Raw genomic sequence first — 12,908 nt, 5'->3', positions numbered from 1 at the left:
TGAGTCTTAAATTCCTCCCAGTAGCTCTTTTGCATGCTTAAGAGTATTCTCGGAGATATCTACCCCTCCTACTATCTTAGCTATTTCTATAATACGTTGGTCATAGCTAAGCTCTATAATCTTTGATTCTGTTGTATCTTTAAGATATTTCTTACTTACATGTAAATGTGTTTGACCCTGAGCTGCTACTTGGGGTTGATGAGTAATACATAAGACTTGCAACTTCTCAGAAAGTTTCTTTAAAAGTCGACCTACTATTTCTGCTGTTGCTCCAGATATGCCCACATCAACCTCATCAAAAACCAATGTTGGGTATGATCTTTTTTCAGCAGAAACAGCTTGAATTGAAAGCCCTATTCTACTTAACTCTCCACCTGATGCTACTTTTTTGACAGGTGCAAGTTCTTCTCCAAGATTAAAATTGATCATAAACTGGCATTCATCAAACCCTTTTGAAGTATTTGTGCTACTTTTTATCACTTGTGCAATAAAGCTACCTTTAGGAATATTCAATGAACGAATATTTTTCTCTACTTGTTTTGAAAATTCTTTTGCTGCTTTATTACGAGCATTACTAAGTTTAGTTGCATACTCAGTATACTTTTGCTCTAAATCTTGCCTTTGTTTTTCAAGCTCACTTAACTTCGTGCTTTCATTAGCAAAGTTTTCAAGTTCAGTTTGTAGCTCCTGAATATATTGATATAAATAACTAGGTTCTACCTTATGCTTACGCGCAAGATCATATATATCACTCATTCTTTGTTCTATTTTTGCAAGCTCTTCAGGATCTTGCTCTAGTGCCTCTAATTTATTTTGTGCTTCTTGGTAAGCTTCTTGGGCATATACTTTTGTTTGAGATATTAGCTCTTGTAGGTTGCTAAAACTTACTCCTTCTAGCTTTAAAGACTCTTTTTCAAGTTCGCTAAGCATAGCTGTTATATTTGTCTCATCATCATACATTAAATTAGATATGAAATTTAAACTATAACTAATATCATCAACACTAGATAAATCCTTTTGCTTTTGAGATAACTCTTCAAACTCATTTTCACCTAACTCTAAAGAAACTAGCTCTTCTAATTTATATTCAAGCAATTCTCGTTGACTATTTTGGCTCTCAACTAACTCTTGTAGATCTTTTATTTGAGCATTCACTTTTTGTAACTGATAGAAAGATTCTGAAACAGAAGCTAATAATTGATCATTATTTGCGAAACTATCTAGTAAGCCTAACTGAGATTTTGGATCTAATAAATCTTGATGTGAGTTTTGACTATAAATATTTATTAGTTTATCTGATACTTTTTTAACATCTGTTGCTTTTACTACACTACCATTTATAAATAAGCGACTTTGTTTTGATTTATTAACAACACGCCTAAAAGTACATTCATTACTCTCATAATCAATAAAAAGCTCATCTAAAAGCCTCTTAGCTTTTAGATTATCTTTTATGCAAAAAGTGGCAGATACTTCTGTAATTTGATCATCGTGCAAAAATGTCTTTTCAAGCCTTGCTCCTAGTACAAAACTTAAAGCATCAAGTAAAATTGATTTACCCGCCCCAGTCTCTCCTGTTAAAACTGTCATACCACTTTTAAAATCAATTTCTGTAGATTTTATAATCGCGAAGTTTTTTATAGATAAATGTAACAACATAAGTGATCAGTTATTTTTTATTGGACATAACTAATATATATTCTCGTTTGATTTTATACAAGTTTTGTCAACAAATATAATTCATTAGCCTTTCTTTAATAGATAAAAATATATTATAATTCAATATGTAAAACCCAACAAATATAGGATCAAGAAAATGCAATTATCAAAAAGAGTACAGGCAATGCAAGCCTCTCCAGTTCGTAAGTTAGTGCCATATTCAATCCAGGCTGAAAAAGAAGGTAAAAAAGTTTACCACTTAAATATCGGTCAGCCAGATATTAAAACTCCTCGTGAGTTTATGGATGCTATTAGAGCTTATGATAAAGAAACTATTGCTTACTCAGTAGCAAATGGTGAACCTAGCCTAATCAAAGCAATATCAAAATACTACAAAAGATTTGGTATGGATTTTGCAGAGAATGAAATCTTAATCACAAACGGTGGTTCAGAAGCTCTTATATTTGCAGCAATTGCAACTTGTAATGCTGGTGAAGAGATACTTGTACCAGAGCCTTTTTATACAAACTACAATGGTTTTACTACAGCTGTTGATGTAGCTATTAGACCAATTACAACAAAAGCTGAAGAAGGATTTCACTTACCATCAAAAGAAGAAATCTTAGCATGCGTTACAGATAAGACTCGTGCTATTATGATTTCTAACCCAGGAAATCCAACAGGTGTTGTTTATACTAAAGAAGAACTTGAGACTTTAGCAGAGGTTGCTAAAGAGAAAGATCTTTTTATCATTAGTGATGAAGTATATCGTGAATTCACTTATGATGGACTTACTTGTACTTCTTTTGGTAACATCAAAGGTGTTGAAGATAGAGTTATAATAGTTGATTCTGTTTCTAAGCGTTATAGTGCTTGTGGTGCAAGAATCGGCTCTCTTTGCTCTAAAAACAAGGATTTTATTACTCAAGTTACAAAACTTTGCCAAACTAGACTATGTGCACCAACTCTTGAGCAAATAGGCTCAGCAGCTCTTTATGAAGTTTCTGAAGATTATCTAAAAGAAGTAAACCAAGAGTATCAAAAAAGAAGAGATGTAACTTTTGAAGCGCTTTCTAAAATGGAAGATGTAATTTGTGAGAAGCCAACAGGTGCTTTCTATGTAGTTGCAAAACTTCCAATTGATGATGCTGAGAAATTTGCTCTTTGGTTACTAACTGACTTTGAAGATAATAAAGAAACTGTAATGATCTCTCCTGCAGCTGATTTCTATGCGACAAAAGGTCTTGGTAAAGATGAAGTCCGAATTGCATACATTTTAGAAGAAAAATCACTTAAAAGAGCCCTAGAGCTTCTTGAAAAGGCTATTAAAGCTTATAATCAAAAATAATACTTAAACCTTAATTTTTTCAATTTATTTTAATTTTATTTCTGATCAATAATCTCTCTAACTTTCTGTTTAGCTTGTTTGATACTTATTTTATATTTATTATTTTGCTCTAGTGCATTCATAACAAAGCCAGAAAGTACTCTTGATGCTTCTATATCACTTTGCCAATGATCTCCACAGATCACTCTACTATTACCATACTCTATGCCTCTATGAAATAACTGTTCCCTATATTTGTTAGGTAATATTTTTGCTAAAACTCTAGCAACTGTTATCCCTCTAATAGCATGACCTGATGGATATGATAACTCTCGTTTCTTAGATGATAAATCCTCGCCATCACAACTGGACTTCCCATAGTAATAATATGGACGTACTCTGTTATACTTTTCTTTTGCCACTGCAGTAGAGTTAGCCGAATCTAAAACAACTTTAGTTACTATATCTTTAATAGCTTCTTTTATTTCTTTTTTCTCTTTATCACTAATATTCATAGGATCTATAAATATTTTCAGAAAATATTGCGTACTTTTATTACTATCATCTATTGCCTCCTGCAACCTCTGTTTTGGTATAGGGTTACCATTGAAATAAGTTTGATTTTTATCATCAAAAAGTTTCTGTGAAATAGCTTTATCTTGAGCAAATGCTGGATAGTTTTTACCATTAGGACCTACCTCCATTACCGGAGGTGCTGGTAAAAGTTTATAGCTATTTGGTAATTGACTTTTAGACAAAAAACCATAATGAGGTGAAGCAAAAACATTTCCCCAAACAAGAATTATTAAAGATATTAAAATTACAATCTTTTTCATTTATTTTATTCTCATTAATTAAAAAGTAACAACTGTTCTAATATTATTGTGCATATTTTCAAAACCTTTATTAATATCTTCTATTTTAATATTTGAAGTAATAAGATTATCTATATCTATACGACCATCCATATACCAGTCAACGATCATTGGCACATCAGTTCTACCTCTCATGCCTCCAAATGCCGAGCCTTTCCATGTACGCCCTGTCACAAGCTGAAATGGTCTTGTACTAATCTCTTGCCCAGCTCCAGCAACTCCTATTATTACACTCTGTCCCCAACCTTTATGAGCACATTCCAAGGCTTGACGCATAACTTTCGTATTACCAATACATTCAAAACTATAATCAGCTCCACCGCCAGTTAGACGAATAAGATGTTGTACCAGATCTTCATCAATCTCATTTGGATTCACAAAATCTGTCATACCATATTTTTCTGCTAATTCTTTTTTATCATTATTAATATCAACACCAACTATCTGTCCAGCTCCGACAAGCTTAGCTCCTTGTATCACATTTAAGCCGATTCCACCTAAGCCAAACACAACAACACTTGCTCCAGCCTCGACATTTGCAGTTTTAACGACAGCCCCAACACCTGTAGTTACACCACAACCTATATAACAAACCTTGTCTAAAGGTGCATCTTTACGGATCTTAGCTACTGCTATTTCTGGTAACACAGTATAATTTGAAAATGTAGAGCAACCCATATAATGAAATATTTCTCTACCATCTTGCGTAGTAAACCTTGAACTACCATCTGGCATCAAACCCTTTCCTTGAGTTTCACGAATTGCTTGACACAGATTAGTTTTTGGATTTAAACAATATTCACATTCTCTACACTCTGGAGTATAAAGAGCAATTACATGGTCTCCTGGTTTCACAGATGTAACATTTTTACCAACCTCAACTACAACACCAGCTCCCTCATGTCCTAATATTGCTGGAAATAGCCCCTCTGGGTCTGCTCCTGATAAAGTAAATGCATCTGTATGACAAATACCCGTTGCTCTAATCTCAACTAAAACTTCATTATCTTTAGGTAAAGAAACATTAACCATCTCAACAGTCAATGGCTGACCTGCTTTATATGCAACAGCTGCTTTTGATTTTATAGCCATAGAGATACTCCTTTTATTAAAATAAAAATACAATAACTATTGTAAATGAAGGAGTATAGAATAAATATTTTTTTTGGTATTTTTTTAGAAATTAATCACGCTTGTAAATATCTTCTAATCGCACGATATCATCTTCACCAAGGTAATCACCTACTTGAACTTCAATAATCTGAATATCACTATCTGTAAAGTTCTCTAGCCTATGTACAGCTTCTTTAGGGATAAAAATATGCTCGCCAACATTATATTGCTTAACACTATCATCAACTGTTATAGTTGGCTTACCTGTTACAACAACCCAATGCTCGGCTCTTTTAAAATGCTTCTGTAAAGAAAGTTGGCCTTTAGGCTTTACTGTAATGATTTTAGTTTGGCTTTTTTCTGTAAAATTAATAGTTTGATAAGTTCCCCAAGGACGCTCATAAACTTTACCTACTTGATTTATTTCAGACATCTCAATTCCTCTATTAAATACAATTTATTAATTAAAAAATATTATTGAGTAAAAGTAAAATAAATTCAAGCTGTAATTTTTTATTGACAAAATCAAACATAAGTCTATAATCCGCTCACCTCATACATGAAGTACGTGAGAATACAGAAACTATATCAAAGTATTTTTGTATGAGTTTAGTGCTAAAGAATTGCAGATAATTATTAATCATAAGCAAAACAAAAGTTACTAAAACAACCAATAAATAAAAAAATAAAAATCTGTATTTTCAGGTACTTTGTGTATAACAATTTTGGAGGTAGTGATATGGCATTAGCTAAAACTCTAAAACCTCGCCATATTGAGCTAATAGCTCTTGGCGGCATTATTGGGTCTTGTTTCTTTTTAGGAACAGGATATGTTCTCTCAGAGGTTGGTCCTGCAGCTATTTTAGCTTATATATTAGCAGGAGCCATCGTGTACATAGTTACTTTGTGTTTAGCAGAGTTAACCGCTAACTCTCCAAATTCTGGATCTTTTATTCATTACACAGCTAAATATGTATCACCCTCTATAGCATGTGGCATGGGATGGTCTTATTGGCTTAACTGGGTAGTTTACATACCATCAGAATGTATTGCAGGTGGAATAATTATGCATACATTTTTTCCATCTGTCCCTACTTTTATATGGGCATCTCTATTTGGGTTATTTATAACTATTATAAACCTGACTAAAGTAAAAATCTTTGGTGAAATTGAGTTCTGGTTAGCTCTTATAAAAATTATAGCTCTTGGGTTATTTAGTATAATTGCAATATTAATATTCTTCAATGTTATAAAAAATGGTACAGATACTGTTTTAGGAAGCACTTATATTGTTGGCGAAGAAGGTTTCTTTCCCAAAGGAAAGTTGATATTAATAACGACAATGGTCATACTACTAGTTAACTTCCAAGGTTCAGAAATTATAGGTCTAGCAGCAAGTGAGTCAAATAATGCTGAAAAACAAATGCCTAGAATAGCAAAACATGTAGCCGTGAGAATTGTCGGTCTATATGTAATACCTGTTTTTCTACTAGCTACAATTTTCCCTTGGCAAAAAATGAATCTAAATGACTCTGTTTTTGCTGTTGCATTGCAACACTATCATTTAGATAAGCTTGCGGGTATGTTTGCATTTGTTGTTTTAATAGCAGCTTTTTCTTGTGCTAATAGTGGTTTTTATGCTGCTGTACGTTCACTATATGGTTTATCTAAACCAAGAATGGCTCCAAGCATATTTAGAAAATTAAATTCAGCTTCAATACCTCACTATTCTGTTTATGTAACTATTGCAGCAATATGGATATTTCTAATATTATCTTTTAAGTTATCAGCATCAGCTGCTTTTACTAACTTATTAGCAATGTCAGGATTCACCGCTACAATTTGTTGGATCTGTATATGCTGGTCGCAATATAACTTTAGAAAGCAACTTATAAAGAAAAAAATTGATGACAAAATGTTATTTAAAGCACCATTATTCCCATATATTTCTCTATTTGGAATATGGATACAAGTGCTATGCTTAATTCTAACATTATTCAATGATGAGTTAAGAGGTGCTTTTTATTTTGGTGTACCTGCGGTAGTTGTACCTTGTTTAGTATATTTTTATTTATCAAAAAAGAAAAATACTAAACTAGTAACCTCGCCTACTTCCTTAAAAAAGGTATTTTAAGCATATTTTTGAGGCTCTGGGTAATATTTGAATCTGTATACTGATCTAAACCTATATCCATCAATATATGTCCTTTTTTAGGTTGGCTTTTATACGTCCCTAAAATCTTATCCCAAAAAATTAAATTAAAACCAAAGTTTGAGTTCGTTTCAGATGGTATAGTTGAGTGATGAACTCGATGAACATCTGGAGTGACTATAAAAAACCTCAAAAAACTATCTAACTTTTTAAAAAGTCGAATATTACCATGGTTAAACAAAGCAAGTCCATTTAAAGTAATCTCAAAAATAATTACAGCTAACACAGGTGCTCCAATAAAGCATATTACAGCAAATTTTATTAGCATTGATAAAACTATCTCAACAGGATGGAAACGTAACCCTGTAGTAACATCATAATCTAAATCAACATGATGAACCTTATGAAATCTCCATAGTAAAGGTAAATAATGAAACAATACATGCTGAGTATATATTGCAAAATCTAAAACTAAAAATGCTATAGTAACTTTAGACCATAAAGGTATATCTAGTATATTAAGTAAACCTAGACTATACTCATTACAAAGTAGTGCAACTCCAACAGCTGTAGTAGGAAAAACGATTCTAAGTACTAAGGTATTTAATACTACTAGCACTAAATTACTAAACCAACGTTTTTTCTTTGAAATTTTCAGCTTCCTCATAGGAGCAATGAGCTCCCATAACGCTACAATCAAAAATATACCAATAAAAAAACTTAAACGAATCAATGAATCATTATACATAAAACTAGTCCGAAATAATCCCACACCACATTCTACCGCCACCGCCGCCAAGAGGTTTAGGAATATCTGAATAGTTATCAGAACCTTCGTGGATCATTAAACTATGCCCCTCTAACTCTTCTAAAGAATTTAGTTTTGGTGCTAGAACAGCTTTTGTAGCAGTACCATTAGGATTAACCACAAGAACAGGCAAATCTCCCTTGTGTCCATTTTCATTGTATGGACCTAAATGTTTACCACTATTTTGTGGGTCCCAATGCCCTCCTGCAGACTTACCATTGTTAGCACAGCTTGGATTTACATGTATATGCATACCATGAGTAGTTGATTTTGGTAAATTATATAAATGTGGCGTTATCAACATACCCTCTTGCTTGCCATCTTGGATATATGGAGATATTGTAACTGTACCAACTTCTTTATTCGTTTGAGTATTTTTCATATGTACAATTAACTCGCCATCATGGCCACGATCATATTGCTTTTCTTCAAAAAGAGAAAAACCTGAAAGAACTACTAAAACCAAACTCATGCCCAATATCTTATAAGATGTATTTATAACCACGCATACCTCCAAAATATCAAGTATCTACATTATTCATAATACAAATATTTACAGGCATAATCCATGTAAAAAATTTCTAATCTAAAAAATACTTAATATTAGAACTTCTCAACTACTATCTTAATTATGCTAGAATCAAAGTATAAAACATTATAATGGAGCTTATTTCTATTATGAAAAGATTCTTAATCTTATTAATGTTTAGCATTCCAATAATTGCTTTATCTGAATCATCTAAATGGCAAAATTATAATAAGTCAGAAGCTATAAGCAAACTCAGTAAGCTACAGTATTACGTAACTCAAAAAGGAGGTACTGAAAGAGCATTTAACAATAAATATTGGAACAATCATCAACAAGGTATATATGTAGATGTAGTTTCAGGAGAGCCTCTATTTAGCTCAACAGATAAATATGACTCAGGAACAGGTTGGCCTAGCTTTACAAAACCAATTGATAAATCTTTTATTATCACAAAAACTGATAATAGCTGGTTTATGACTAGAACAGAGGTTTTATCTAAATATGGCAAATCTCATTTAGGTCATGTATTTGATGATGGTCCTCAACCTTCTGGTAAAAGATACTGTATGAACTCAGCTGCTCTAAAATTTATTCCTAAACAAGACATGGAAAAAGATGGCTATGGCGCATACTTATATCTTTTTAACAAAAATTTAAAATAAAGATAATATATTTAATAAAATACTTATATAATATTAATAAACCACTTACTTAGATTGAGGTTGTTATTATCACTAAGGAACTTGTTGGAACAATAATCCTAAATGCTGGTTTTCTTGCATATTCAATACAATATGTCCCTCAAATCATACATAATATGAAGCATAGGGAAAGGTTATCTAATATTAGTATTTTATCGCAATTTGCTATTTTTGTTTCTGTACTATGTGATATGGTTATAACTATTGGATGTGGATATCAATGGCAATATGCTGTTGTAGCTATCCTTTACCTACTGGGTGTTTGTATTCAACAAATGCAAATAACTTTTTTATCAAAAAAGGTTCCTGAACAAGCTAATTTTCTATTTATATTATGCTTTGCAATAGCAATGTTAGCGATGGGTTCAAACTCAGCGATTGTATACAAAATTGCCCAATATATTGGTTTCACTATAAGTATATTTTTTTGGTTCCCTCAAATCTATAAAAACTATCAACAAAAAAGAGCTGATGGATATAGCTTCACTTTCATAATTATAGCTTTAATAGGCACCTGTTTATACTTATCAAGCTGTATATTTTTCTCTTGGGATCAGGTATATAAAATTAATGCCGGCTCAATTCTACCAGTAATAATAGTTTTACTAATCCAAAAAATATATTATAAAAAACATCAATAAGTTAGTTACGCCTAATATAAAATACTCATTTTAAGTAAATAGAGGGGATTATTTTGCTATACCATAAGATTATTTATTTTCTCTTATCACTACTTTCGCTAATTGTATTTTCTAAAGTAAGTATTCGTATAAAATCACTACCAACTCCCATAACCTTACAAACATATGTAATAGGACTTATTGTATTACTAGCTCCATCAGAAATGATTCTACTAAGTATATTTTCTTATGTAATTATAGGTATTCTTGGATTGCCTACATTCTCAGATAATTCTAAAGGTGTAAAAGTTTTACTCGGTCCTACTGGAGGGTATATTATTGGCTTTCTTGTTGTTGCAGTCTGTTTTTACTTTTTAAAGAAAACCTCAAACTTCTCGACTGAAAGTATATGGATTATATTTAGCTGGATGATCATTGTTCATCTTATAATAATTACTTGTGGATTTTGCCGACTGACTTTTCTAATAGGATATAAAAAAGCTTTTTATAATGGCGTTTTAGCACTAATACCTCCTGCAATAATTAAATCTTTGATGATAGCTGTTACATTCTTCATATTAAAACATACTCTAATTCTGTAACCATATCTATAAACTTATAAATCAGGCCTATATACCCATAAAATAAAAATAGTATTTGTGTTATTATAAAGCTCATAAACTATTTATTATTATCAAGCATGTCAGGAAATACTTTTGGTAAAATTTTTACAGTAACAACATGTGGTGAGAGTCATGGAGATTCTCTTGCTGCTATTATTGATGGTTGTCCAAGCAATATACCTCTGAGCGAAGAAGATATTCAAGTAGATCTAGACAGACGTAAGCCAGGACAATCAAAATTCACAACTCAACGTAAAGAACCAGATGAAGTCAAAATAATTTCGGGGATTTTTGAAGGAAAAACAACAGGAACTCCTATTGGGTTAATCATAAAAAACCAAGATCAAAAGTCAAAAGATTATGGTGAAATAAAAGATAAATTCCGACCTGGTCACGCTGATTATACATATTTTAAAAAATATGGAATTCGCGACTATAGAGGTGGTGGCAGATCTTCAGCAAGAGAAACTGCTATGCGAGTTGCCGCAGGAGCGATAGCTAAAAAAATTTTAAAACAACATAATATTGAGATTTATGGATATTGCTCGCAGATAGGAGATCTAAAAATAGACTTTAAAGAAAAAGATTTCATAAATCAAAATCCTTTTTTTATTGCTGATAAAAATGCTATCAAAAACTGTGAAGAACTAATTCATAAAATTCGTAAAGAAGGTGACTCAATAGGTGCTGAAGTAACAGTTGTTGCAACCGGCTTAGAAGCTGGGTTAGGTAGACCTGTTTTTGACAGACTTGATGCAAATATTGCTCATGCTCTAATGAGTATAAATGCCGTTAAGGCGGTAAGTATTGGTGATGGATTTGATTGTGTTGCTCAAAGAGGTAGCCAACACCGTGATGAGATAACTCATGATCAAGGCTTCCTAACAAATCACGCTGGAGGAATACTTGGCGGAATCTCTACAGGACAAAATATAACAGCAAAATTAGCTTTTAAACCTACATCTAGTATCTTACAGCCAGGTAAAAGTATAAATACAGATGGAAGTGATACAACAGTTATAACTAAAGGAAGACACGATCCTTGCGTTGGTATACGTGGTGTTCCGATAGCTGAAGCTATGCTAGCATTAGTCATACTAGATGAGCTATTAATTACAAAAGCTTATCACAAGTAATCATGAGTCAGCAGGAGTTTTGGAGTCTTTTAATTGATTGGGGATATTTAGCTGTAGCATTAGCTGTATTTATAGAGGGAGAAATCTTTCTAATTATGGTAGGCATTGCTACTGCCGCTACATTATTTAGTTATCCTTTAGTAATTATAGCTGCAACTTTAGGTGCTATTGCTCATGATAACACAATATTTATTCTTTCTAAATTTATAGGTAAAAAACTGATACAAAGAAAAGCTTCTTGGAATTACAAAGCTAAAAAAGCCTCCAAATTTTTAGAAAAATATGAGTCCTTGGCTATTCTTAGCATTCGGTTTTTATATGGATTAAGAACAATCACTATTTTAATAGTTGGTCTAAGTAATGTTAGTAAATTAAAATTTATTAGCCTAGATGCATTGAGTAGTTTTGTATGGGCTTTTATTTATATCACACTCGGCTACTTATTTGGCCATGCTATCTTAAAATTTGTCAATCATATAGATATATCTAATTGGATATCTCATAATAAATACCTATCTATATTTATACTTATTTTACTTTCAAGTATTATATATCTTAGTTATAAGATATTTAGATCAATATCAAAGAGGCACATAAAATGAGTAGTAGATTAGATCTTCTTAAAAAAGGTACTGGTAGTAGTAAAGAAGAGGAAACTAAAAAGAAAAATCCTCGATCTAGCATGCTTGGTGAAAAAACTCAAAAACCTCAACTAGATAAACATAGCGAACTTACAGATAGTCATGACTTTGATGATGAGTTTGAAAATGAAGTTAAACATTCTAATACTTCTGAATTCGATATTGATGATGAAGATGATGATAGTTCAGATGAAAATGTTAACGTTATTGAGATTAACTTAGATGAAAGCCAAGGTTTAGACACATCCATACTAGGTGATGACTTTGAAGAAGAAAAAGAAGTAAGTCGCGAAACAGATGTATCCCAAAAGGAAGAAGAGGTTGAGGCAGAAGATTCTAGCTTTGATAATGAAATAGTTGAAGGTAAAATAACTGTAGATTATAGTGAAAAAGATATAAAACAAGAGCTTGAGTTTACTTTTGATCATCGTGAACAACTTTATTATATCCATTTTAGAATAATTAAAGATGGTGGTATGGAGATAAACTCACATAAGGTCTTTAAGCTTGGAGATATCATCAGAGTATCAATTACTCTAACTGAGCTTAAAGAACAAGTTGGTTGTGAAGCACGAATCATTTCTATATATCCAAAGAGTATTCGCTCATCTAATGAAGAGAGTACTAATCAATACCGTTATATGGTGCAGTTTATAGGGCCAAATGCCTCAGAAACAGAAAGAGTCCTTAATAAATATCTACTAGGTTATAAAGTAAAGTAATT

General features: G+C 32.0%; 14 protein-coding genes. 8 read left to right on the top strand and 6 right to left on the bottom strand.

Translation table 11 applies throughout. The annotated features are described in order from the left end of the window. Positions 1-6 precede the first annotated feature (6 nt). Complete coding sequence (gene recN, locus FIP56_RS02090) at positions 7-1,659, bottom strand: DNA repair protein RecN (protein WP_192577324.1); 1,653 nt, start codon at positions 1,657-1,659, stop codon at positions 7-9. 157 nt (positions 1,660-1,816) lie between these two features. On the opposite strand from recN, the gene FIP56_RS02085 reads away from it, so the two are divergent. Continuing rightward, positions 1,817-3,007: a pyridoxal phosphate-dependent aminotransferase gene (locus FIP56_RS02085; RefSeq protein ID WP_192577323.1), complete on the top strand. Its 1,191-nt coding sequence runs from the start codon at positions 1,817-1,819 to the stop codon at positions 3,005-3,007. 35 nt (positions 3,008-3,042) lie between these two features. On the opposite strand, the gene FIP56_RS02080 is transcribed toward FIP56_RS02085, so the two are convergent. From FIP56_RS02080 to FIP56_RS02070, 3 genes are all read right to left on the bottom strand, one after another. Further along, positions 3,043-3,822, bottom strand: coding sequence for a phosphatase PAP2 family protein (locus tag FIP56_RS02080; protein ID WP_192577322.1), 780 nt, complete (start codon positions 3,820-3,822; stop codon positions 3,043-3,045). 18 nt (positions 3,823-3,840) lie between these two features. Next, complete coding sequence (locus FIP56_RS02075) at positions 3,841-4,953, bottom strand: S-(hydroxymethyl)glutathione dehydrogenase/class III alcohol dehydrogenase (protein WP_192577321.1); 1,113 nt, start codon at positions 4,951-4,953, stop codon at positions 3,841-3,843. Between the two features lie 91 nt (positions 4,954-5,044). Then, positions 5,045-5,407 carry a phosphomannose isomerase type II C-terminal cupin domain gene (locus tag FIP56_RS02070; protein WP_192577320.1) on the bottom strand — a complete coding sequence of 121 codons (363 nt, stop codon included), beginning with the start codon at positions 5,405-5,407 and terminating at the stop codon, positions 5,045-5,047. A 306-nt stretch (positions 5,408-5,713) separates the two neighbouring features. Here FIP56_RS02070 and FIP56_RS02065 point away from each other — a divergent pair, with 306 nt between their 5' ends. After that, the gene (locus FIP56_RS02065) at positions 5,714-7,108 is read left to right on the top strand and encodes an amino acid permease (RefSeq protein ID WP_192577319.1); all 1,395 of its coding nucleotides are present in this window, start codon (positions 5,714-5,716) and stop codon (positions 7,106-7,108) included. Here the strand turns inward: FIP56_RS02065 and FIP56_RS02060 are convergent. Both FIP56_RS02060 and FIP56_RS02055 read right to left on the bottom strand, forming a co-directional pair. After that, entirely contained in the window at positions 7,083-7,874 is a 792-nt protein-coding gene (locus FIP56_RS02060) for a sterol desaturase family protein (protein ID WP_192577318.1), read from the bottom strand. The two genes, FIP56_RS02065 and FIP56_RS02060, sit on opposite strands and share 26 nt — an antisense overlap. A 4-nt stretch (positions 7,875-7,878) precedes the next feature. Then, positions 7,879-8,433: a superoxide dismutase family protein gene (locus FIP56_RS02055; protein WP_192578832.1), complete on the bottom strand. Its 555-nt coding sequence runs from the start codon at positions 8,431-8,433 to the stop codon at positions 7,879-7,881. A gap of 179 nt (positions 8,434-8,612) precedes the next feature. Here FIP56_RS02055 and msrB point away from each other — a divergent pair, with 179 nt between their 5' ends. From msrB to FIP56_RS02025, 6 genes are all read left to right on the top strand, one after another. After that, the gene (gene msrB, locus FIP56_RS02050; protein ID WP_192577317.1) at positions 8,613-9,125 is read left to right on the top strand and encodes a peptide-methionine (R)-S-oxide reductase MsrB; all 513 of its coding nucleotides are present in this window, start codon (positions 8,613-8,615) and stop codon (positions 9,123-9,125) included. A gap of 53 nt (positions 9,126-9,178) precedes the next feature. Next, complete coding sequence (locus FIP56_RS02045) at positions 9,179-9,805, top strand: PQ-loop repeat-containing protein (protein WP_348633317.1); 627 nt, start codon at positions 9,179-9,181, stop codon at positions 9,803-9,805. Between the two features lie 53 nt (positions 9,806-9,858). Further along, the gene (locus FIP56_RS02040) at positions 9,859-10,386 is read left to right on the top strand and encodes a biotin transporter BioY (RefSeq protein ID WP_192577316.1); all 528 of its coding nucleotides are present in this window, start codon (positions 9,859-9,861) and stop codon (positions 10,384-10,386) included. Between the two features lie 98 nt (positions 10,387-10,484). Further along, positions 10,485-11,543, top strand: a complete 1,059-nt coding sequence (gene aroC, locus FIP56_RS02035) for a chorismate synthase (RefSeq protein ID WP_192577315.1) — start codon at positions 10,485-10,487, stop codon at positions 11,541-11,543. A 2-nt stretch (positions 11,544-11,545) separates the two neighbouring features. Beyond that, a complete protein-coding gene (locus FIP56_RS02030) occupies positions 11,546-12,145 on the top strand; it encodes a DedA family protein (protein ID WP_192577314.1) in 600 nt (199 codons plus the stop codon). After that, on the top strand, positions 12,142-12,906 hold the full coding sequence (locus FIP56_RS02025) for a PilZ domain-containing protein (protein ID WP_192577313.1): 765 nt from the start codon (positions 12,142-12,144) through the stop codon (positions 12,904-12,906). The genes FIP56_RS02030 and FIP56_RS02025 overlap by 4 nt, the downstream gene beginning before the upstream one ends. Positions 12,907-12,908 lie beyond the last annotated feature (2 nt).

Source organism: Francisella sp. LA112445 (genome assembly GCF_012224145.1).
GTDB lineage: Bacteria > Pseudomonadota > Gammaproteobacteria > Francisellales > Francisellaceae > Francisella.
The sequence above is the reverse complement of the archived record's forward strand: the minus strand, read 5'-3'. Positions and strand labels throughout refer to the sequence as shown.